Source organism: Stenotrophomonas sp. 610A2 (assembly GCF_030549615.1).
In the GTDB taxonomy this organism is placed as follows: Bacteria; Pseudomonadota; Gammaproteobacteria; order Xanthomonadales; family Xanthomonadaceae; genus Stenotrophomonas; species Stenotrophomonas pigmentata.
Genome location: NZ_CP130832.1, coordinates 927476 through 950006, shown reverse-complemented (window position 1 = coordinate 950006; position 22531 = coordinate 927476). Strand labels below are relative to the sequence as shown.

General features: G+C 65.1%; 21 protein-coding genes. All 21 read right to left on the bottom strand.

The features are described from left to right. Window positions 1-2: 2 nt before the first annotated feature. The 21 genes from Q5Z11_RS04165 to xpsH all read right to left on the bottom strand — a co-directional run bounded on the left by Q5Z11_RS04165 (window position 3) and on the right by xpsH (window position 22529). Window positions 3-824, bottom strand: coding sequence for an acyltransferase (locus Q5Z11_RS04165; protein ID WP_303748858.1), 822 nt, complete (start codon window positions 822-824; stop codon window positions 3-5). Further along, window positions 821-2218 carry an O-antigen ligase family protein gene (locus Q5Z11_RS04160; protein WP_303748857.1) on the bottom strand — a complete coding sequence of 466 codons (1398 nt, stop codon included), beginning with the start codon at window positions 2216-2218 and terminating at the stop codon, window positions 821-823. Before Q5Z11_RS04160 ends, Q5Z11_RS04165 begins: the two co-directional genes overlap by 4 nt. Continuing rightward, on the bottom strand, window positions 2215-3318 hold the full coding sequence (locus Q5Z11_RS04155; protein WP_303748856.1) for a glycosyltransferase family 4 protein: 1104 nt from the start codon (window positions 3316-3318) through the stop codon (window positions 2215-2217). The genes Q5Z11_RS04160 and Q5Z11_RS04155 overlap by 4 nt, the downstream gene beginning before the upstream one ends. Then, window positions 3309-4511: a glycosyltransferase family 4 protein gene (locus Q5Z11_RS04150; RefSeq protein WP_303748855.1), complete on the bottom strand. Its 1203-nt coding sequence runs from the start codon at window positions 4509-4511 to the stop codon at window positions 3309-3311. The genes Q5Z11_RS04155 and Q5Z11_RS04150 overlap by 10 nt, the downstream gene beginning before the upstream one ends. Continuing rightward, window positions 4511-5860, bottom strand: a complete 1350-nt coding sequence (locus Q5Z11_RS04145; RefSeq protein ID WP_303748854.1) for a beta-galactosidase — start codon at window positions 5858-5860, stop codon at window positions 4511-4513. The genes Q5Z11_RS04150 and Q5Z11_RS04145 overlap by 1 nt, the downstream gene beginning before the upstream one ends. Then, window positions 5857-7023: a glycosyltransferase gene (locus Q5Z11_RS04140; protein WP_303748853.1), complete on the bottom strand. Its 1167-nt coding sequence runs from the start codon at window positions 7021-7023 to the stop codon at window positions 5857-5859. Before Q5Z11_RS04140 ends, Q5Z11_RS04145 begins: the two co-directional genes overlap by 4 nt. After that, window positions 7024-9006, bottom strand: coding sequence for a GumC family protein (locus Q5Z11_RS04135; protein ID WP_303748852.1), 1983 nt, complete (start codon window positions 9004-9006; stop codon window positions 7024-7026). Next, on the bottom strand, window positions 9003-9788 hold the full coding sequence (locus tag Q5Z11_RS04130; protein ID WP_303748851.1) for a polysaccharide biosynthesis/export family protein: 786 nt from the start codon (window positions 9786-9788) through the stop codon (window positions 9003-9005). The genes Q5Z11_RS04135 and Q5Z11_RS04130 overlap by 4 nt, the downstream gene beginning before the upstream one ends. Continuing rightward, window positions 9785-10711, bottom strand: coding sequence for a glycosyltransferase family 2 protein (locus Q5Z11_RS04125; protein ID WP_303748850.1), 927 nt, complete (start codon window positions 10709-10711; stop codon window positions 9785-9787). The genes Q5Z11_RS04130 and Q5Z11_RS04125 overlap by 4 nt, the downstream gene beginning before the upstream one ends. Continuing rightward, window positions 10711-12081 carry an undecaprenyl-phosphate glucose phosphotransferase gene (locus Q5Z11_RS04120; protein ID WP_303748849.1) on the bottom strand — a complete coding sequence of 457 codons (1371 nt, stop codon included), beginning with the start codon at window positions 12079-12081 and terminating at the stop codon, window positions 10711-10713. Before Q5Z11_RS04120 ends, Q5Z11_RS04125 begins: the two co-directional genes overlap by 1 nt. 358 nt (window positions 12082-12439) lie before the next feature. Then, the gene (gene pncB, locus Q5Z11_RS04115; RefSeq protein WP_303748848.1) at window positions 12440-13609 is read right to left on the bottom strand and encodes a nicotinate phosphoribosyltransferase; all 1170 of its coding nucleotides are present in this window, start codon (window positions 13607-13609) and stop codon (window positions 12440-12442) included. A gap of 194 nt (window positions 13610-13803) precedes the next feature. Continuing rightward, window positions 13804-14637 carry a glycosyltransferase family 2 protein gene (locus Q5Z11_RS04110; RefSeq protein WP_303748847.1) on the bottom strand — a complete coding sequence of 278 codons (834 nt, stop codon included), beginning with the start codon at window positions 14635-14637 and terminating at the stop codon, window positions 13804-13806. Beyond that, a complete protein-coding gene (locus Q5Z11_RS04105; RefSeq protein WP_303749965.1) occupies window positions 14634-15503 on the bottom strand; it encodes a glycosyltransferase family 2 protein in 870 nt (289 codons plus the stop codon). The genes Q5Z11_RS04110 and Q5Z11_RS04105 overlap by 4 nt, the downstream gene beginning before the upstream one ends. Further along, on the bottom strand, window positions 15500-17740 hold the full coding sequence (gene gspD / locus Q5Z11_RS04100) for a type II secretion system secretin GspD (protein WP_303748846.1): 2241 nt from the start codon (window positions 17738-17740) through the stop codon (window positions 15500-15502). The genes Q5Z11_RS04105 and gspD overlap by 4 nt, the downstream gene beginning before the upstream one ends. A gap of 9 nt (window positions 17741-17749) precedes the next feature. After that, on the bottom strand, window positions 17750-18427 hold the full coding sequence (locus Q5Z11_RS04095; protein WP_303748845.1) for a general secretion pathway protein GspN: 678 nt from the start codon (window positions 18425-18427) through the stop codon (window positions 17750-17752). Beyond that, window positions 18417-19025, bottom strand: coding sequence for a type II secretion system protein GspM (gspM, locus tag Q5Z11_RS04090; protein ID WP_303748844.1), 609 nt, complete (start codon window positions 19023-19025; stop codon window positions 18417-18419). Before gspM ends, Q5Z11_RS04095 begins: the two co-directional genes overlap by 11 nt. Continuing rightward, window positions 19000-20127, bottom strand: a complete 1128-nt coding sequence (locus tag Q5Z11_RS04085) for a PilN domain-containing protein (RefSeq protein WP_303748843.1) — start codon at window positions 20125-20127, stop codon at window positions 19000-19002. The genes gspM and Q5Z11_RS04085 overlap by 26 nt, the downstream gene beginning before the upstream one ends. Next, complete coding sequence (locus tag Q5Z11_RS04080) at window positions 20124-20978, bottom strand: type II secretion system minor pseudopilin (RefSeq protein ID WP_303748842.1); 855 nt, start codon at window positions 20976-20978, stop codon at window positions 20124-20126. Before Q5Z11_RS04080 ends, Q5Z11_RS04085 begins: the two co-directional genes overlap by 4 nt. Next, entirely contained in the window at window positions 20975-21634 is a 660-nt protein-coding gene (locus Q5Z11_RS04075) for a prepilin-type N-terminal cleavage/methylation domain-containing protein (RefSeq protein ID WP_303748841.1), read from the bottom strand. Before Q5Z11_RS04075 ends, Q5Z11_RS04080 begins: the two co-directional genes overlap by 4 nt. Continuing rightward, window positions 21631-22023 (bottom strand): type II secretion system protein XpsI, encoded by a 393-nt coding sequence (xpsI, locus tag Q5Z11_RS04070; protein WP_303748840.1) that lies wholly within the window; start codon window positions 22021-22023, stop codon window positions 21631-21633. Before xpsI ends, Q5Z11_RS04075 begins: the two co-directional genes overlap by 4 nt. Then, on the bottom strand, window positions 22020-22529 hold the full coding sequence (gene xpsH / locus Q5Z11_RS04065; protein WP_303748839.1) for a type II secretion system protein XpsH: 510 nt from the start codon (window positions 22527-22529) through the stop codon (window positions 22020-22022). Before xpsH ends, xpsI begins: the two co-directional genes overlap by 4 nt. Between the last annotated feature and the right edge of the window lie 2 nt (window positions 22530-22531).

The window sequence follows — 22531 nt, the reverse complement described above, 5'->3', positions numbered from 1 at the left end:
GATCAGTGCAGCAGGGTCAGGATGTTCTTGCCGCCCACCCGATAGGACAGGTTGTGCGGGCGTTCGCCCATTGGCTTGGCGCCAGTGCCGCCGATGATCTTGTAAGGCGGAACTTCCTTGGCCACCACGGTGTTGGCAGTGATCACACAGCCACGTCCCAGGTGCGCACCGTGCGCGACCAGCGCACGGCTGGCGATCCACACATAGTCCTCAATCACGATGGGGGCCGACACCGACCAGAACTCCGGCGCGGTGAGGTCATGTGTTCCAGCGATGATCAGCACATGTGATGCGATCGCGACATGGTCGCCAATACGCAGGCCGGCACGCGCATCGATCTGGCAATGCCAGGCAATCACGCTGTCCTTGCCGATCACCAGGCTGTCCATGCCCAGTACCTCGGTATTGCGCCAGATGGTGGAGCCCTCACCAATCTTTGCACCGCCGATACGCAGCCAGGTCAGCCGCACCCAATGGAACGGCACCTTGTTGATGGCGATATTGTAGATCTGCTCCCACAGGCGCAGGCTGCGATCCTTGAACGTAATCCAGTTGATGCCATAACGCGGCACCAGCTTGGTCGGCAGCTCTGTTTTCAACTCATGGTAAAGCCGCTTTCCGAGTGGATCCTCGAGGCGCCACTCGATATCCACCGAGCAGATCGATACCCGCACCTGATCGCCACTGGTCTCCTCGAAGGCGCCCTCGTTGGCCAACAGCCACTCATAGGCCTCGGTCAACGCCGCCGGCTCCACGCCCATGCGCGCAGCATAATCACCCAGCCGCGAACGCAGGTCGATGGAATGGAAAATACGATGCCTCATTGCTGCTTCCTCGAACTCGATAAGGGTCGGCCATCCGCACCGGCTGGAACGGCGGCCGCGCTCTGCAGACCCAGGCCCATCACCAGCCAGAACAAGGCCACCAGCACCATGGTGAAACTGTAGTAGTGATCGATCAGGCCCGTCAGCAAGGCCGCGACCAGCGCGGTTGTGCAGCCCATCCACAAGCCGTTGCGGCGGTCGACCGTGAGCACCTTGCCCTGCGGCCGCACCTGTCGCCACCAGCGCCAGGTCACCACGCAGTACAGCAGCATGCCGAGCACGCCCAGCTTGTACATGTAGTACAGCCACAGGTTGGAGATACCCAGCAATCCGCTGCCCGGCACCGGTGGCTCGGTACGGAAGCCTATGCCCAAGGGATAGCGCGCCACCGCCTCGGGGAAACGCTTGTACTCATCCACGCGCACCTCGGTACTGGCATTGTCCGACGAGAACATCGTCGCCAGACGGTCCTGCAGCGGCGCATAGGTCACGGTCAATACGCCGCCGAGGATGATACCGGCCATCACCATTGCCCGCGCATACGGCACCCGCAGCCAGGACAGCCACAGCAGCACCACGCCGATGGCAAGGATGGCGCCACGCGAACTGCTCAGCAGCAGGGCCGCGGCACCGAGCACGGCCACCGATGCGCCAAGCACGCGCCGCCAACCGTGTTGATAGAGCCCGTAGAACGCGGCGAGTGGCACGAACATCGCCATCGCACCGCCGGTGAGGTTGGGATGCACCCACGGCGAACCGAGACGTGCGTTCTCGGCACTGAAGATATCCAGCAAGGCTTCCGGATGCGCGTAGCGCATCTTCTCCAGCACCGGGATCATGTCCAGCGCGCTGCGCGATTTGACAAATATTCCCAGCGACAGCAACAGCATCGCCAGATTGCCCAGCAGCAGCATCACCACCAGCTGCTCGCGCTGTTTTTCCTGCGACAGCATCAGCGGGGCCAGCAATAGCAATGACAGGTTGGCCAACCAGCGCACCCAGTTCACCGGCCCGTTGCCGTCGGCCACGATCGTGACCTGACCCACCACGAATGGCAGCGCACTGAACACCATCAACAACAGCATCCCGCGCTCGACACCACCCCACTGCGGCCGCTCCAGGCGCTGGAAGAACAACTGCAATGCCACCCCGGCCCAGGTCAGCCCGAGCATGGCCTCGGCAACGGTGAAGCGGAAACCCACCTGCAATGTACTGAACGGCATGAAGGTCGCCGACAACGCAAACAGCGACAGCCCGACCACCGGCCAGCGCAAGACCACCAACGCCGCCGGCAGGCCGGCCAGCACCACAAAGAATTTGGATGGCGGCAGGAACAGCAGCAGGCTGCCGAAGAACAGGCCGCACAGCACCGCGATGGTAGTGCCGAGCCTCATCGCGAGGCCTCCTGCAGCAGTTGCGCCACCCGCTGCCGATACGGTCCAGCACCATAGCGCTGTGCTGCGGTGATCAAGGCATCGCGTGTTTCCTGCGCGCCGCGCCCGGATGCCGCTGCGAGCAGCGCATCACGCAACGAAGCGGCATCGCGAGGATCGAAGCGCAGCGACTGCGCCGGAGTGATCTCATCCAGCGCGCTGCCGGTGGCAACCGCAACCGGCGTGCCACACCCCAATGCTTCGATCACCGGCAGCCCAAATCCTTCCGCTGTCGCAGGGTGCAGCAGGCGATCAGCATCGTGATAGAGCCGCGACAGCTGCGCATCACTCAAGCCACTGCGCCAATGCAGGCCTTCCAACCCAGCCAGTTCTGCACCTACATCGGCGCGATCACCTATCAGAACGAGATCCGGCAGCGCATTACCTTCCTCGCGCAACGCCTGCCACTGCTGCAGCAGGAACGGAATGTTCTTGCGCAGCTCACGGGTGCCAACCACCAGCCAATAACGCGCGGGCAAAGCTGGGTCGGTCTCGGCACTGGGCGCTGCCAGCGGCAACACGGCGTTGGGCAACACCGAGGTCCGCGTGCGCGTACGCGGGTACAACCGTGCAAGCTCGTTGGCGCTGAACTGCGACGGCGTCCAGATCGCATCGGCGGCACGTACCGCGTGCCCGATCATGAAGCGGTCCATTGCGCCATAGACGCGCCCGTGCAACCAACTGGCGTGGCGGCCGGGCAAGGTCAACTGGAAAACATCGTGCAGCAACAGCACCTGCCTGCGCAGCGTTGGCGGACGGCGCAGCGGCAAACCGCTGTTGGCGGTGGCGATGTACAGGTCTATGCGCTGCTGGCGCAGCGCGCCCGGCAAAAAGCCCAACTCGAATGCCAGCCGGGTGCGTGGACGGTGCAGGCCGTTGCTTGCCACCGACGCGGGCGGACAAACCGCCAGCTGCCGGTGCGGGTGGCCGTCCGGTGCCATGCTGAAGCGCACCAGTTCACAGCCCTCGGACAGCAGCGCCTGCTCAAGCGCCAGCACCTGACGGGCGATGCCCGAGTGCGGAGCGGCGGTGACCGGCCGATAATCGATGCCTATGCGCATGTCAGCTCGGCGTACACCGCCTCCAGCTGGTCTGCGGAACGCTGCCAATCATGTTGCGCGCGCACGTAGTCACGGCCAGCCTCACCGGTCGCACGCGCCAACTGCGGATCAGCCAATAGCTGCAATGCCGCAGCAACCAATGCGGCAGTATCGCTCCCGCCTAGATAGTGCGTGCCACGCTGGACATCCAGCCCGGACACCGCCTGCTGCGTGGCGACCACCGGCAAGCCCGCCGCCATTGCTTCCAACACCTTCAGCTTGGAACCGCCACCGTCACGCAGCGCGGCCAGGAACAGACTGCTCTTGGCCTGCACCGGTTGCAGGCTGGGAACGAAACCGCGCCACTCGATGCGCGTATCCGGCCAGCGCTCGGCCCACTGCGTCGGCAAGGCGTAACCGCACAGGCATAGCCGGGTCTGCGGTGCAGCCGCCCAGATCGCCGGCATGATCTCGTCCAGCAGCCATTCCACCGCGTCGATGTTGGGCGCGTACTCGAAGTTGCCGACAAACAGGATCCGTCCTGAGGCAGGATCGGCCAGCACCTCGGCGAATGCCTCGGTATCGGTGCCATTGACGACCACGGCGATGGGCTGCTGGCTGTAGGCGGCCAGCACCTTGGCATCGTCCTCGGTCAAGACCACTACCTTGCGTGCAGCGCCTACGACCTGACGTTCCCAACGCTGGTAGCGCCAACGGTCCAGCCGCGCCAATGGCCTGAACACCGCAGGCAGACGGCTGTAAGTCACCTCGGCAAGCGTGGACTCGACATTGTGCTCACTGAGCAGGAAGCCGCGCGCGTGCTGCTGCAGCGGCCCCCGGCACGGTTCGTACATATAGGAATGCTCCAGCTGCACGACATCCCAGGATTGCTGCAACAACTGCTGCAAGGCACTGCTGAAGGCAGGTGCGTGGCCGTTGACCGACGCCAGCAGCGGTGCCGGCGACAGCAGTCCAGCGAGCATCGTCCTGGGCGAGCGCAGCGGCCGTCGCTGCAGCACGATCAGGTCTTCCAGCAATGGCTCCAGCTGCGCCTGGGTGGCAACATCCAGCGGAACTTTGCTTTGCACCAGCAAGGTGATGCGATGGCCGCGCGCGGCCAGGCAACGCAGCAGATGATATTGGCGCAGCTTGCCGCCGCTGGTGGTCGGCCACGGCAGGTAAGGCAGGATCCACAGAATCCGCAACGGTCGCATCACCACTCCAATACCGACAGCGACGTCGATACCGGCACATTGACTGCATCGCCGCTGCCGATCTCCTTGTGCGCGCCGCTCAGCACATCGTGCAGCACCGCCTGCTTGAGGCCATTGACCTGTACCTGCCCGGGTTGCGCGCCCCAGAACAACCAAAGGCGACGGCCGTCCGGGCGCTGCCAACCAATGCTGATCATGCCCGGCGTGTTACCGGTGAACACCGGTGCCTTGCCAGGCACCAGACGCGGCCCGGTGATCTGCAACAGGCGCTGCACCGCGCTGTACACCGGCTTGGCTGCAGCGGCTTCATCCAGCAGCCCGTATCGGCGATCTCGCGCACCTGCGCGCTGGTCCAGGTCACTCAGGGCGAACAGGAAAATCTTGTCGTAATCCAGCGCACTCATCAGCGCCAAACGACGCGTCACGAAGTCGGCCTGCCCCTGCGCACCGATGATGGGCTGCTCTTCCTTGGGGCCCGCATAGCTTGACCAGCCCCATTCGTCGGCCCAGATGTCACGCGCACCGGCAGCGCGCAGCGACGCATTGCCTTGGCGGGCACGCTGCACGAAGTCCATCGCATGTGCATCGTCGCCTTCCGGATACAGGGAATACGGGTGATAGGCGGTAATCACATCCAGCGAGAACAAACCGCCCTTGGCCAGTGCTTCAACCATCAGCGCGCCGCCGCGGGTCGGCATCTGGCTGAAGTAGCCCATGCCACCCAACACGATCTTGCGACCTGGCGCCTCGCGGCGCATCGCCTCCACGCTGGTCAGCAGCAGCTGGCCGTAGGCGGCGGGATCTTCGCGCGGGCGCCAGAACGCCGGCAGGTTGGGCTCGTTCCACACCTGCCAGGCGACGACCTTGGGATAGCGCTGCGCCAGCTGCACCAAGGCGCGCGCGTAGAGCTTGGGATCCTTCGGCGGGTATTGGTCCGGGTTCGGACTGCCGGCTGGCGCGGAGGTGGCATGCGGCGCCGACCCGACCAGATACACCTCGGCCTTCAAACCGCGGCGTTCCATTTCCGCCATCAGGGGGTCCAGCACGTCCCAGCGGAACTGGCCTTCGCGCGGCTCGATGGTGTCCCAATGCAGATCCACCCGCACCCACTGCAGGCCCAAGGCCTGCAGCTGGTCCATCTGCTTGCGGTACTGGCTGGGCTCAAACCACAGGAAGTGTGCGTTCACACCAAGATAGTCGGCCCACACCAGCGGCCGCGGCGGCACCAGTTCCAGGGCCGCGCGTTCGCCCTTGGCACAGGCAGTGACACCCCATAGCAGCGAACCGACCAGCACTGCTGACGCAAGTACCCGCAGCAGCCGCGCCTTGAACATGCCTGGTCCTTTCATCGCTTACGCTCCACAACCGATCTGAACAGTGCCGCAAATTCGCTGGCAATTGTCGCCCACTGGCGTTGCGCGCCCAGCGCGGACGCCGCTGCCGCCCAGCTGCTCGCCAGGGACGGCTCATCCAGCAGGCTGACAATGCGTTCGGCCAAGGCCTGGCTCTGCCCTTGGGCAAAGACCACGCCATTGCCATAGGAAACCTCTTCGGCAAACGCACGCGCATCCGAGGCAATCACCCCGCGCCCGCTGGCGTTGGCCCACGACAGCGCGCCGCTGGTGCCGCGCATGCGGCCGAGCAAGGCCAGCTTCTTTGAATCGCGATACGGCAACACCATCGCGTGATGGGCCTGCACGCAGTCCAGGATGCCGCTGGCGGGCAGGTCGAGCTGCCACTCGATCCGCTCCGCGATGCCCAATTCGGCAGCGCGTCCTCGCAGCTGCGACAGGTAGTTGCCGCGGCTGCCAAACGCCAGCTCAGGCGCCGATCCTCCGGCCATCGTCACTGCCAGGCGCGCCTGTGGCCGTTGGCTGAAAACCGCAGCCAAGGCATCGAACAGATCCTCGATTCCCTTGCCCGGATAGATGAAACCGAAATACAGCAGCTTCACGACCTCGCCTTCCGGCAATGCGGCGGCGGCAAACACCGGGTTGCCGTGCGCGATGAAATGCACCTTGCCTGGCGCAACCTGCATGCGCTCGACCAGACAGCTGCCACCGGTACGGGTCAACGCCACCATTGCATCCAGACCGGCAGCCAAGCTGCGCTCGCGCGCCAACGTGCGTCGGTCCTGTGCCAGCGCCAGCAGCTGCGGCAAGGGGCGCGGCCAGGTCGCTACGCGGCGGGCCAGTCCCTGGGCAGGATCCGGCGAGCGCCAAACCAGCCGCTCCGGATCGTGCACGGTCGCGCTGGTCGCCAATCGTGGCCAGCGCGCCAGCAACTGTTCCAGCGCAAGGAACTCGGGGCTGCGTCCACCGCCCAGCTGCGCATGGACGATATCCACGTCCTGCCAGAACGCCGCGTCGTTTGTGTCCCAAGCACCGTCTGCATGCTGCGGCGGTACCCGCACATCGACGCCTGCGCCGCGCAGCGCCTCCATCCACGCCTGCGCGTAGTCGGCAATGCCGTTCTGCAACGGCGGCAGCGGCGCGAGCAACGCTAGCTTCACTCAGTACGCTCCGAGCCAACGACTGATCGGCTTCCAGAACTTGGCCGGTATCTCGAAAACGCGACGATTGAGCACGACGCCATCCACGCGCCCCAAGGCATCGCGCAGCAGCGCCAGGGCGCTCTCCACGGCCGGCACGGTGGTGCTGCGAGCCTGCACCACCAGGACGATGCGATCGCAACCACGCAAGGCAATCAGCGCGTGTTCGTCACTCAAGGGCGGCGCCTGCACGATCACCATCTCGCCCGGCCGCGCCGGCAGTTCACCGTCACGCACGGTATAGCCCTGCTGCCGGAGCACGATGGCCAGACGCGAGGCGATGAAACTGACGCCTTCGCCGGAACGACTCGAGGTCAAGCCGACCGACAGTCCTTGCTCGGCGATCTGCTCCAACGGCAGGCGGCAATAGATGCGGTACAAGGCTGCACGCAGCGGCTGCGAGGCGTCCTGGTCACGTTCGATCTCCGGCACCGTGGCCAGCAGGGGCACGTTGAAGGTTTTCTCGATGCGACCGCCGTCGTGGATGCGCTGGTCCATCAGGTACAGCAGGAACACCACCACCAATGCGACGGCCAGCGCGACCGGGATGGTGAGCAACAGCATCAACATGCTTTTCGGGAATACGCGCGACGGGGTGAAGCTCGATTCACCGACCAGCGCAACGTTGCTGAGGCGGTTGCGGTTCAAGTCACGGATCACGCGCGCGCGCAGCAGATAGTCCGAATACTGGGCGAAGGTTTTTTCCGCCGAGCCAAGCTCCAGGCTCAGGCGCGACAACGAGGGCTCGGCCGCCATCACTTCTTCGCGCGAGGCCTGCAGCTGCTTGAGCTGCTCATCGATCTCGGCGATGTTTGCATCGATCTTGGCGACATTGATACGCGCATCCTGCATGTCCTGGCGCAGACGGGTACCCAGGGCATTGGGGGCGACATTGCGCGAACGCACCACATTGTCATTGACGGCGGCGATCTCCGCTTCCAGCCCGGCGATGCTCTCATCCAACGCACGCACCGGCGGTGCGCCTTCCTTGAAGTTGCGCAGCAGATCCAGACGCTGCTGCTTCATCCCGTTCAACTTCAGCTTGAGGTCTTCGCGCGCAGGATTCAGGCTGATCTCGCGTTCGGTCACCACCTCGCCGGCGACGGCAGGCAGCTGCCGGCCAGCGGCACCGAGAATACCGAGCAACGCTTCACGCTCGGCCTGCAGTTCGCGGCGGTGCCGATACAGCTTCTGCAGCTGGTCGGTCACATCCTCGATGCGCTGCTCGACGCTGGTGGCATCGATGACACGCAGGCGATCACGCAGCTGCTGTTTCAGCTTGATGATGGTGTCGTTGAGCTCGGTGTTCTGCTGCTGGTAGAAATCAAACAGCGCATCGCCGCCAGCGGCATTGGCGCGCTCGTCGAAATATGCGTCCACCCAGGCCTGCGAAATGCCCTGCGCGACATGCGGGTCGCTCCAGGTCACACGCATCTCCATCACGTTCGAGCCCGGATCGTGGCTGACCGTCAGGCGCTTGGCCAAGCGCGCGGCAAGCCGGTCTTCCGGCGGCGCCTTGTCCATCAGGCCCACGCCGACGAAGACATCGCGGACGACTTCCTTGCACCAGGCCGCGGCCTTGCCCATATGGAACTTGAAGCGTGCCCAGCCGCCCTGTGGCGGCACCGATGACATCGCCAGATAGGCCTTGGCGACCTTCAGCATGACCGGCGCGCTGGTCGCCATCTTCTCCTCATCCAGCAGCGGATCGCGCTGCGGGCTCTGCTGCACGAAACCCGATTCCGGGCCCGGCTGCACCGGCAACTGCACGCTGGCGCTCTGCGTTGGCTTGACCAGCAGGCGCGCATCGGAGACGAAGCGATTGGGCAGCAGGAAGGCACCGGCCACCACCACCGCGATCGTGACCATCAAGGTCAGGCGAAACTCGCGGGCGAAAATGAACAGCAGACGCAGCGCGTCGCGAAGGCTACGGACTTCGATCACGGCACGGTTACCTCTGGCGTATTGATCCGGTAGGACGGCTCGTTTATCTGGTAATTGGCCGATGCGCCGAAACCACGGAACATCAGCAGCTGGCCGACGTACATGTCCACGCGCTGGATCGCATTGCCGATCCGCGAGCTGGGCACGAACACCAGGTCACCGCGCTGCAGCTGCACGCCCGGCTGGCCGTTGGTGGCAGGACCGAGCAAGGCCGCGTAGTCGAAGAAATAGACCTGCTGCACGCCTTCATCATCCTGCCGCACCAGCGCCACATGATGGCTGTCGGCGGTTGGCAGCACGCCACCGGTGGCGGTGATGGCCTGTGGCACGGTCACCGCCGACATCAGGTCGAAGGTGCCCGGGTTGCGCACGGCACCACCAACATAGACGCGGCTACCGGGCGCTTCGGCGATATTGATGGTCACCCGCGGCTCGCGGTAGATCGCATCCAGTCGCTCGGTCAGCTCTTCACCGATTGCTTCCGGAGTGCGCCCGCCAGCCTTGACGATGCCGATGAACGGATAGGCGATGTTGCCGTCTGGCCTGACCCGGTACAGCGTCGCCTCATCCTTCTCTGCGGGCGTCTGCGCATCGCGCACGATCCGCAGCACGTCGCCGGTATGTACCTTGAGCACCGGCTTGGGCAGCTGGTCCGGGCTGAAATTGCTGATCTGGCGCTCACGCACCACCTTGCCGGTGGGCAGCTGGACAACGTTGGACATCGCGCAGGCGGTGAACAACAGGATAAGCAGCGCCGGCAGCGCCAATCGCAGGGACTTCATGATTGCCTCCAATAGCCGGTAAACATTCCAATACGTCGTTTCAGGCGCAGCGGCAGATGCCGTTCCATGTGCCCCAGACGGTAACCAATGAACTTTGCAGCGGTGCGCAACAACGCACCGGGTATTGCAGTGACCGCGCCGGCCTGGCGCAGCGCGCGCAGCTCGGAGCGCACGAAGCGACCACCTTCACCGCCAGCACCACCAAACCTCTCGCGTATCCAACGCTCGCGCGAATAGAACACGCCGATGTCGAAGTAGCGGCGCAGCTCTTCCAGGATGCTGTAGTCGTGCGAATGCCAGGCCTCGGCAGCGGCCACATAGTTGACCGCCCAACCCGCCAGCAGCGCGCGCGCGGCGACGTGGGTGTCCTCGGTGCCGATCACATCCTCCGGAAACCCGCCCACCTCGGCCAGCACATCGGCACGGTAGGCGCAGAACGCGTCGGAACTGAAGCAGGTCTTGATGCCGAGCTCGGCGGCGTCGCCACTGCGCTTGATGCGGCCCTGCGGCGGATAGTTGAAGGCACGCGCATGCCGCGCCAGGATGCCGGCTTCCGGATGCGGAATCTGCCGCCCATAGGCCACCGCCACATCATCGGCGGCATACACGCCATCCACCAGCGCCTGCAGCGCATCCGGCGGCACCGGTATCGCGTCCTGGGTCATGTAGATCAACACATCGGCGTTGACCAGGCTGGCGGCAAGGCGACGCGTGCCGCCATGATTGAACGTAGCTGGATCAATCTCCACCACCCGCGCACCGAACTCGCGCCAGCGCGCGACACCGCCATCGGTGGAGGCGCTGTCGATGATCAGTAGTTCGTCCGGCTGCAGCGACTGCGCACGCAGCGCCGGCAGCATCCGCGCCATATGCGCTTCACCGTTGCGTACCGGGATGATCAGGGCAACACGCGGCTTGGCCATCAGTACGCCGCCTTCATCGACAGCACCGCCGGCAAGGTGCGCAGCAGGATGAAGGCATCCAGGCCAAGCGACCAGTTCTCGATATAGGCCAGGTCGTACTCAACGCGCTTCTGCAGCTTCTCGACGGTATCGGTCTCGCCACGATAGCCATGCACCTGCGCCAGACCGGTGATGCCAGGCTTCACTTTGTGCCGCGCCACATAGTTGGCGACGGCCTCCTCGAACAGGATGTCGGCCGCCTTGGTGGCGGTGGCATGCGGGCGCGGCCCGACCATCGACATGCTGCCGGCCAGCACGTTGAACAGCTGCGGCAACTCATCGATGCTGCTCTTACGGATGAAACGCCCGATCCGCGTCACCCGTGGATCGCCCGCGCGCGTCTGCGTCTGCGCATCCATGTCGCGCAGATCGTGGAACATCGAGCGGAACTTGTAGACCTCGATCAGCTGGTGGTTGTAGCCATAGCGGCGCTGCCGGAACAGCACCGGGCCACGCGAGTCCAGCTTGATCGCGACGGCAACCAGCAGCATCAACGGCGACAACAGCAACAAGGCCAGGCTTGCCAGCACCACATCCTCCGCCCGCTTGTAGGCAGGCGCCCAGCCTTTCAGGGGCGGCTCCGAGACCACCAGCATCGGCACGTCGGAGATGTCCGCAACACGCGGCAGAGCGAAATTGAAGGCCTGCATCTCCGGCACCAGGAACACCTGCACCGGCATCTTCCTGAGCAGCTCCACGTAGTGATGATTGCGCCCTTCAGCTGCCGCTGGCAGTGCCATCAACACCTGATCCACTTCGTTGCTGCGGATCAGCTGCTCGAGCAGGGCGAAGTTGCCGATCAGCTGCGGGCGCAGGTTGGAGGCGATGCGGTCCGGACTACGGTCATCGATGAAGCCCAGCAGGCCGCTGGCGATGTCCACGTTCTGCTGCATGTGCTGTGCGAGCCGGCTGCCGTTCTCGGTCGCCCCCAGGATCACCGAGCGACCAACGAAGTGGCCGTCGCGGATGCGGCGCTGGAAGAAAGCCAGCATCAACAGCCGTCCAAGCACCAGCAGCAACAAGGTGGTCAGGTACCAGAGCAGCGCCATCTTGATCGGCAGGTAGGCGATCACCCGGAACACGGTATGCAGCATCAGCACCAGGCCGAAGCTGGCCGACCAGGCCACGATGGTGGAGCGGATCAGCACGCGATTGCTGAACATCTCCCGCCCGTACATGCCGAATGCGGTGAACACCAGGATGGTCAGCAGGCCGGCCAGCAAGGCCAGTACGCCGTAAGTGCGTATGAGCGTGCTGTCGTGGACCCCCATCAACAACAGCACCAGCGCCGCGGGCGAAACCGCCGCGCAGAAGTGGAAAATACGTGCCATCAGACGCGACCAGCGCATCACTATCGGACGTGTATTTGCGAACAATGCATCTGAAAACGGTAAGCGCATTACGACGTCAGACACCTGTGCTGATGCGAACAAAGCAGGCGCACACCCTCCCGAGCTGGCGTGATCGCAGACATCGCGATGCCGCCGGCTTGATCCTGTGAGACCCCTGCCCCCCATACAGACGACCGTCCAGCCGCATCAAACGACGAGCACGGCGTACCTGATCATCTGTTCCTTGGTAGATACAATAACGTGATGTGCCTCACGTTTACAGGGGTGCAGCCACAGCAATAGGCTGCGTTAAGGAAGCAATCGCAGTTGTCAAGGCAAGGTGACAGGGATTTGACGCTTACTGCAGTTCGAATACCTGCCGCAGATAGGACAGATAGCCCGGATCATCACACATGCTCTTACCGGGCGAGTCGCTGAGCTTGGCCACCGGCTGGCCATTGCAGCGGACCATCTTGATGACGATGTTCAGCGGCGTCGGGCCAAGGTCATTGGTGAGGTGGGTGCCTACGCCGAAAGCGACCTGGCAGCGGCCACGGAAGTAGTCGTACAGCTGCATCACCTTCTCGATGTTCAGGCCATCGCTGAAGACCAGTACCTTGTTGATCGGGTCGACGCGGTTGGCCTTGAAATGCGCCAGCATGCGGTCGCCCCAGCTGAACGGGTCGCCGGAGTCGTGGCGCACACCATCAAACAGCTTGCAGAAATACATGTCGAAGTCGCGCAGGAAGGCGTCCAGCCCAACCACGTCCGACAGCGCGATACCCAGGTCGCCACGGTACTCGCGCGCCCACGAATCCAGTGCAGCTACCTGCGAATCGCGCAGACGCGGACCCAACGCCTGGAATGCCTGCAGGTACTCATGCGCCATCGTGCCGTGTGGGGTCATGCCGTACATGCGTGCGAAATACACGTTGCTGGTGCCTACGAACTGCGGGCCCAGGGCGTCACGCAGCATCGGCAGCATGGTGCCGTGCCACTCGCGCGAGTAGCGGCGGCGCGAGCCGTAATCGGCAATGCGGCAGTTCTCGAACCCCGGCGTATCGCGCAGCAGCGCGGTCTTGGCCTGCAGGCGGCGCTCGCCTTCGCTGAAATCAGAGGTGCTGGTATTGCGGAACCAGACTTCGTTGATGATCGCCAGCAGCGGCACTTCAAACATGATGGTGTGCAGCCACGGGCCGGTGATGTCCAGCTCGATCTCACCCGGCACGGTCTCCGACGCACGCAGGCTGATGTACTTGCGGTCCAGGTGGAACAGACCGAGGAAATCGGCGAAATCCGGCTTCACGAAGCGCAGCCGACGCATGTACTCCAGCTCGTCGGCGGTGAAGCGCAGGCTGCAGAGATGGTCGATCTCGCTGTTGATCTCGTCCATGTGCGCGGCCAGATCAATCCCCGGCGTGCGGCACTTGAACCGGTACTGGACGATGGCGCCCGGGTACTGGTGCAGTACCGCCTGCATCATCGTGAACTTGTAGAGGTCGGTGTCGAGCAGGGATTGGATGATCATGCCCTGCATTATGCGCTGGCCGGCGGCTCCGGTTCAGCCAGCCGCTGGGGCTTGTTCATGCTCTGTGGCGGGCGCTGGGGGTAGGGCTGATGGTGATTGCTCGAAGAGCACCCCTCCCCAGCCCTCCCCTTGGCTGAGCCAAAGGGAGGGCTGGGGAGGGGTGCTTTGAATACCGCAACACCCCAGATCCAAACTTACTTCAGCAACAACCGCGGCACCTGCAACGCCGCATGCGCCCAGATCGCGCACCACACCCCTGCCCTCACCGGCAGGCTGCGCTGGCTGGCTTCAAACTTGCTGAAGTAGCGCCACAGCCCGCGATGCTTGTGCCACTCCACGAAGAACGGCCGCGAGCGGCTGGATACACCGCGCACATGCAGCACCTTCAAGTCATTGGCGATGGCCACCACCGCACCGGCCTGGCGCGCGCGGCGGCATAGATCCAGGTCCTCGGCATGCAGCCGGTAGCCCGCATCCCAGCCCTGCAGGCGGTCGAACAAGCCACGCGGCATCAGCAACAGCGCACCCGACAAGGCCTGCACCTGCTGCAACGCTGCCGAATGATCCACCTGCACCGCCAGCCGCGAGCCCGCACCGGGGTTGCGCAGCATCGCGGCGAAATCCGGGTCACGGCGGCGTACCGCCGGATCGGCAACGCCATCCTCGTCCACCTGCTCCACGCCCAGCAGGCAATCGCCAAGTGACCGGCCGAGGTCGCGCAACTGCGCCAAGGTCTGCGGCTCGACCATCAAATCCGGGTTGACGAAGGCCAGCCACGGCGAATGGCATTCATCAGCGCCCTGATTGCAGGCGGTGGCAAAGCCGGGGTTGTCAGGATTGGCGATGAAACGCACGCGGCTGTCGGCCAGCGCATGCCGCTGCGCGATCGCCAGCGAACCATCGCGCGATTCGTTGTCGACCACGCGGATCTCGGCGACATCGGCGGCGGCACGCAGGCGCTGCAGGCACTCATCCAAGGTGCTCGCGCTCTGATAACTGACCACCACCACCGCAATTGAATCGCTCACACCGGCTCCGCGCCTGGAAGGGAACCACAGGCATCGAACAGATCGGGCTGGGCTTGCGGCATTATCGCCTGCTCGCAGAGCTGCTGCAGTTGCTGGCGATGCGCATGAAGCGGGTCGTTCATCAGGAACGCGGCCAGCCGTGCGGTCCACACCGGCCAGCGATTGGCCAGCACTTCCATGTCGCCTTCAGCCGGCCTGCCCTCGCTCTGGCGACCAACGAAGGCGTTGTCGCACAACACGTTGCGCCAGCCCAGCCCGCTCATGCGCAGGCTCAGATCGACCAATGCGGCGTACCACGATCCGTAACTGTGGATATCCAGGCCACCGGCACGACGACGCGCACTGCCGCGTATCAGCACCGCATGGGTCACCGCCGAGGGCAGCTCGGGCTGCAGCAGCGGCATCGCCGCCAAGGCCTGCGCCAATCGCGCCGGATCGGCCGGCACGGGATTGAGTTCACCGGCACGCGGCCACGACACCGCTTCGCCGGCATTGCTCCATGGCGTGGCGGTGGCGATGGAGGCATCGCGTGCCAGGCAGTCACTGAGCTGCTGCAACCAGCCTGCTGTCGGCAACCCATCCGGCGCGAGCACGGCGACGTCGGCATCGCCACAGGCCTTCAACATCTCGTCCAGATGCGCGGCCTCGCCGATCGGACGCGGGCGCCGCGTGTACTCGGCCTGCAGTCGGGTGCTGGCAAACCAGTGTTCGATCACCACCTGTCCACGCGGGCCACTCTGGCCATCATCTGCCAGCCACACCGGCGTACCTGCCGGTGTGTGCTTTTCCAATGCCGCAAGGCAGGCATCAAGCGCTACGTCATCCACGCCCACTGGTAGCAGGATGACCGGCAGCGCCATGCTCAGCGGCCCTTCGGTGCGTTGATTGGATCCAGCGCGCGGAAGCGGCTGCCGTATTCGTCGGTCAGATTGCGTGCTTCCTGCGGATTGCGGACGATGGTCGGCGTGATCAAGACGATCACTTCGTTGCGCCGATGGTTCTGGGTCTTGGTGCCGAACAGGCCGCCCACCACCGGCAAGCGGCTCAGGAACGGCAGGCCGGACGAGCCATCGGTACTGCTGTCATCGATCAGACCGGCGAGCATCACCGTGTCACCGGCACTCACCGCCGCCTCGGTCTGCATGCGCCGGGTATTGATGCGGAAATTGCCGTTCTTGTCCGGATCACCTTCGGGCGCGCTGATCTCCTGCACGATGTCCAGGAACACCATGCCATCACGCGTCACACGCGGCCGCACCTTGAGGATGTTGCCGGTTTCCATGTACTGCACGGTCGAATACGAGTTCTCGCCGATGGTCGAGATCGAGGTGGAATTGACCGGAATGCGGCTGCCCACATTGAGTGTGGCCACGGCGTTGTTGCGCACGAACAACGAGGGCGTCTGCAGCAGGCGCACGTTGGTCACCTCATCCAACGCGGTGATGATGGCGGCGGCATTCTTGCCGAGGAAGGTCCAGGCCATGCCATTGCCTGTGACTTTGCCGGCAATGTCGCCCCAGATGCCACGGCCCAGCGCGCTGGGCAGGCCGGCGCCGGGCATGCCGATCGTGCCGTTGCTGTCACCAGCGGGGGCATTGACCGCCTGCTCGAAGAACCAGTTCACGCCGTAACTGAGCTTGCCATTCAATGCGACCTCGGCCACCTGCGCCTCGATATGCACCTGCAGCGGCATCACGTCGAGCTTTTCCACCACTTCCTGGATAGAGCGCCAGGCCTGTGGGCTGGAACGCACCAGCAAGGTATTGGTTTCCTCCACCGCCGACACACCGACGCGATCGCCTTCCACTTCCAGGGTGACGCTGCCATTGCCCGAAGTCTGCTGCGGCAACTGCATGGTCTCACCGACACCACCGCTGCTGCCGCCGGACATGCCGGAACCGCTGTTGCCGCTGCTCGAACCGATATCGTTGGTTTTCAAGCCGTCGTTCTGGCCAAAACCACCGTCCTGACCGCGCCCGCCCAGCGATACCGGGCTGGCACCCGGCGCCAGCGAAGTACCGCTGTCACCCTGGCTACGCGATCCGCCACTGCCAAACACTTCGGCCAAGCGCTCCGCCAGATCCTTGGCCTTGATGTACTTCAGCTCATACGAGAACAGACGTGCACTGCCGCCGGCACTGTCGATGCGGTCCAGCCACTGCTGGATCTGATCCAGGTAACGCGCCTGCGGAGTGATCACCAGCACCGCGTTGGCGTTGTCCAGCGGCATGAAACGGAACATGCCGGCACTTGGCGTCTTGCTGGCTTCGCCGAATACCTTCTCCAGATCACTGGCCACCTGCGAGGCGCGCCCCGACTGGATCGGGAACACACCCACCGACATGCCCGACAGCCAATCCACGTCGAAGATCTCGACCGTGCGCAGGTAATTCTCCAGCTCGGTGCGGGTGCCGCCCAGGGTGATCACATTGCGCGAGCCATCCACGCCGACAATCGCGTTCGGGCGGGCATACGGCTCCAGCACCTTCTTCATCTCGCTGGCCGAGATGTACTGCAGCGGTACCACCCGTACTTCATAGCCGCGCGCGGCCGAGGCCGGTGCGGTGCTCGGCGCCACCGTGCCCGCCAGCGACTGGTCGGCAGGCACCACGTTGTAGCGGCCGCCGCTGTAGATCAGGCGGGCGTTGTTCCAGCCCAGTACCATCTCCAGCAGGTTCAGCGCCTGCGCTGGCGATACCGGCTTGGGCGTGGCCAGGGTCACCGTGCCCTGCACGGTCGGTGCGATGACGTAGTTCTGCCCCAGCATGTCGCCGAGGATGGCCTTGGTCACCGCCTGTACCGATTCGCCCTCGAAGTTGAACACCGCCGTGCCGTTGCCAGCTGTGGTCAAGGCCGGTGCTGGCGCCGAAGCGGCGGCGCGGTTGATCACCGTGCCATTGCCTCGCCGGATCACCGCCCGGCCCTGGTTGTCATCGGCCTTGGGAGCCTCTTCGGCGCCCAGCGGATTGGTGCGTGCTGCCTCGCCTGGAGCAGGCGTACTCGTATCCGGCGCAGCCGTGCGCCGGATGTCCGGTGCCGGCGTGGTAGCGCAGCCGCTCAGGGCACCGATCAGCAGACTGACTGCAACTATGCGTGATGTCATGCGCTCACTCTACGGGTTCTGGCGGCCGGAGCCGCCGTTCTGATTCTGTTGTGCCTGCCGACGGCGGGCCTGGATGCGATCACGGATCGCCTTGATCTGGTCTGCCGATGGCGTGACCGGATCAGTCGCCGGCGGTGGTGCCGGCACGGTGATGGTGGGTGGCGTTGCCTGCGCGTTGCCTGGCATGGGCGCGCCGCCTTCAGGCGTCTGCTTTGGCCCGCCACTGAATACCTGCAGTTCCAGGTTGAGCGTACCGGCCGGGCCGCTCACCACCGCGCTGCGCGGCTGCAGCGACAGCAGCTGCCAACCCTCCTGCACCTCGCCGCCCAACCGCAGGCGCAGCGACTTGCCCTGCTCGGTAGTCAGCGTGGCCATGTCCAGCCCCGGCGTCATCAATACGCCGGTCAAACGCACACCTGTCGGTGCAGGTTCACCGGCTTCGCCGATGAAGAACGGATGCGGGCGCCGATCGCTGGCAAACAGCGGCCGATTCAAGGCCTCGGCGTTGTCGGCAACCACCAGCTCGGTTGCCTGCGGCACTGCCGGCAAGGCTGGCACGTCCAAGGCCGCGTTGCTGCTGCCAATCCTGCTGCCCAGGCCGAACAGGCAGGCTGCCCATACCAACAGCGCCCAGCCCGCAAACACGCCGAGCAACCAAGTGCGCAGGCCTGCTACGTCATTGCGCATTGGCGACCTCCGCGGCCGGGGCAACCACGCCTGGGCGCAGGTAGCCACTGAGCTCGAAACTCACATCCAGGCCGCCACCGCCTTCGCCCAAGCCGGCAGAGAGAATGTCGAGCCGGTCCACGCGCAATTGCGGCGTGCCGGTTTCCAGCGTCTGCAACACGCGCATCCATTCGTTCATGCCGCAACGCAGCCGCGCCTGCACTGCAACCCGCGGAAAGCGGCCAGTGCTGTCAGCCGGCAATGGCGAGCGATCACTGATGGCACAGCTGCGCTGGTCCGGGCTGGCCAGGCGCGCGGCCTCCTCCAGTCGTTGCACCAGCTTGGAGGTAGCCAGCTCGGCCGAGCTTTCAGCCATGAAGCCCGGTTGATCGGCCAGCGTCTGTTGCGCCTGCTGCAGCCGCTGCGCGACCTGCGGGGCCTGCCGCAACTGCATGCCGATACGCTGCTGGCGCTCCTGCAAGGCCTGGATTTCCATCTCCACCGCCAGCATCGGCCGGGTCCACAAGGGCTGCACCAGCAATAGATAGATCACGCCCAGTACGGCCAGCAGCAGGCCAAGGGCCAACCAGCGGTCACGGCGCGCGGGGGGCGTTGCCATCGGCAGCCTCCTGGTTGGGGCCGCGCAGTTCCGCGGTCAAGGTGAAGCGCTCACGTGCGGCACCTTGGCCGGCCTGCAGCACACCGGTCAATGACGGCGTCTTCCACAGCTTGGAGCCTTCGAGCTTGGCGACCAGCGATGACGCGCTGCTGCTCATGCCGATCAGCTGCATGCGGCCGCCTTCGATCGAGAGTTTCTCCAGCGAGGTGTCATCGCCCAGGCGCTGGCTGAGTTCGTTGATGATCTCCGTTGCGGACGCCTGCTCGGCGCGCTGCGCGGTGAAGAACTGCTGGCCATCGACCAGGTCCTGCAGCTGCTGCCGCTGCGCAGCCACTGCACGCGCGCGCACCGCTGCCGCCTCCACCTGCGCCGAGAGCTGCGTGGCAGCGGCGCGTCGGTTGTCCAGCAATTGCCACGCGGCAAGCACCAGCATCACAACGCCTGCGACCAGCAACAGCCGGTTGAGCCGACGCATGGGATCGTGGCGCTGCCGGCGCAGCGCCAGCGGCAGCAGGTTCACGCCCAAGGGCTGACCTTGCGCATCGACTGCGTCCACGCCATCCAGTTGCTGCCGCCATGCCTCATCCGCGCCCAGCAGCGCATCGACCAGCGGCCGCGGCGCGACCACCAGCTCGGTATCCAATTGGCCATCATCGCGACGCTGCAACAGCCGCACGTCGTAATACACCTGCGCGGCGCTGAAGGGCGTCTGCCGGTCTATCTCGAAACCCAGGACCTCGCGCAGGCGTGCCTCGGCAGCAGCCGGCATGCGCAAAGGCTTGCGCAACACCGCGCTGGCCGGCAACAGGCCGTGGCGCGGCAGGCTGGCCACGCGCGGCGACACGGCGGCATCAACCGCACCGGGTGCGGCGCCGGCAGGCAGGGCCTGCAGCGGCTGCAGCTGGCCGTGCTGCTGCAGCGACAGCTGCAACTGCGCCGCGCCTGCTTCCAGCAGCAGGCGCGCATCGGACACTCCCAGCAAGGCCTGCCAGCGTTGCGGCAACCACGACAGCAATGCCTGGCTCCACCACGCCCAGAAGCCACCAGCGCCCGGCGCAATGCGTGCACTTACCTGCCCCAGCCGTTCACGCAACCCCGTCATCTAGACATCGCTCCCTGTTCCCACTGCAGCACCGTATACGGCGCACCGGCCACACCACCGGGATTCAGACGCACCACCGCGCGGATGACTGCCTGCCGCTCGGCCACCAATTGCACTTTGCTGGCGACACTATAAGTACCGGTGTCACCTCCACCGGCTGAAGTTTCGCCCATTCCGGGATTGCCGTCTTCACGTTCGCGCTGGGCCAGGATCAGCGCCGCATCCATCCCCATCGCGGTCAGCACCGGCCCGGGTGCAAAACGTGGATTGGGCCGGCCGCCACCGTACACCGTCACCAGCGGCACAAGCTGTGCATAAAGTGCCGGCTCCATGCCGAGTACACGCTGCAGCTCGCTGACGCTGTCAAAAGGCGCGTTCTTGGCGCCATACGGCAGCCCGGCCGCCTGATAGTCGGCAGTCTCCGCGCCTCCGGCTAGCTGCAGCAGCGAATCCGGATCGCGCCAATCAACGATCGCACCGGCCAGCCGCGCGGCCTTGTCCGGTGCCAGTTCGAGGCCGCGCAACAAGGCCTGCAGCAGGTTCAGGTCGGCCTGGTTCAAGTCGACCTTGCCGGTCTCGTCCACGATGCGCAGCTCCACCGCGTGGCCATCGAACTGCCAGCGATAGGGGCGGCCATCGGCGCGCCAGCTGGGCTGGGTCGGGGTAGCGCGCATCCGCGACAGCGCATAGTCGATGCCGGCATGGGCAATCTGTTCGCCCCCAGCCAGATCGCCGGTGACCCGGCCCTGCAGGTGCTCGACCCGCGCAGTCAAGGCGAACGCCGCAATGGTGGTGGCCAACAAGGCCACCACCCATAGCACCAGCACGAGCGCTGCACCGCGCGCCCTCATCGCCAGCTCCCGGCGACCGAAGACTGCGGCAAGGCCACCACCAGCGGCGGCCAGGCAGCGCCCTGCGCGGGCGTGACTTCAATCGAGACCAGCATCGGCATGCGCCCGGGGACATCCCAGCTGTCCTGCCAGCGTCCCATCGCCGTCGTGCCCGGTTCGATGCCGCGATAGCGCAGCTTTACCTGCTTCAGTCGGTCTGCCAGCAACTCGCTGCCGCGGGGCGGGTTTTCCTCCAGCAGCTGACCGGATTGCAACAGGGTCAAGCCCAGACGCAGCTCCTGCGCCTCACCGCTGCCGCTGACCTCCAGCGTATGCAGGTAGGGGCCGCCACGGCCCAGGTAGTCAGGCACATTGGCAACAAAGCGCAGCTGCTTGGGGCTGCCGGTAAACACCGCGGCGTTGCCATTGAGGGCATCGCGTTCCAGCGCCAGGGGCATGGCCGAGACCAGGCGTCGACGCAGAAAGCCCTCCACCGCGCGCATGCGCTCATTGCCGCTGGCAATCGCCTCGCCGCGGCTGCTGATGGCCAGCGTCGAGCGCACCGCGGCGAATGCCAGCGCCATGCCTGCCGCCAGCAGCACGGTGGCCAGCAAGACCTCGATCAGGGTGAAGCCGCGCGCATGCAGCGGTCGCGATGAAGGCAATAAAGGTCTCATGGCAACGCCTCCAGCGGTGCGTTGCCGCGCAGGCGCAGGGTGCGCCAGCGCAGTTGTTCCTGCGCGCTGTCGCCCCAGCGCACCTGCAGGTCCAGCAACCACAGCCTCGCCTGTTGCTGGCGTGGCTCGACGTAGGGCGAAACCTGCAGATTCCACTGATAGCGACCCTGCTCCCACTCACCCTGCTGGCGACCGGCCTGCAAGGGCGCTTCAACCCCGGCAACCGCCAGCAGCGATTGCGCATGCAGGGCGGCACGGCCGTAGCCGTCGGCCATGCTGACCTGGCGTGCGGCACCGGACAGGCTGCCCAGCAACAAGGTCATCGCCAAGGCCAGCAAACCGAAGGCGACGATCACTTCAATCAGCGAATAACCGCGTTGGTGCCTCATCCGGCACCCTCGCGCAACGGCCCGGCTTTTACCTCGCCTGTTATCCACGCGACGTCGATCCGCCACACCGCCTTGCCGGCACGCAGTTCAATGCGGCCACCACTGGAAGCGCCATCCTCGAAGAAGCGTACGACGCCTTCGTCCCTGCGCGCCTGCAATTGGCCGGCACCGGTGAAACTGACCGTCAGCGCCTGCGGCAGTTCGCCATGATGACCGTCCGCGCCCTGCCAACGGCGGCTGCCCGGATTGATCTGCAGCTGCTGCGCAACGCCGGTACTGATCGCGCGGGTACGCGCATAACGCAGTTCGGCCGCCAGTGTCTTGCCAGCCGAACGCAGCTGCATGCCGTCCATGCCGCCGCTCATCGCCATCGCAGCCATCATCGCCAGTGCAGCGATCAACGCCAACACCAGCACCATCTCCAGCAAGGACATGCCGCGCATGCGGCGCCGCACGGATACGGCACGCGTGGCGGCAAGCGAAAGCGGAAAACGCGGCGCGACCATCA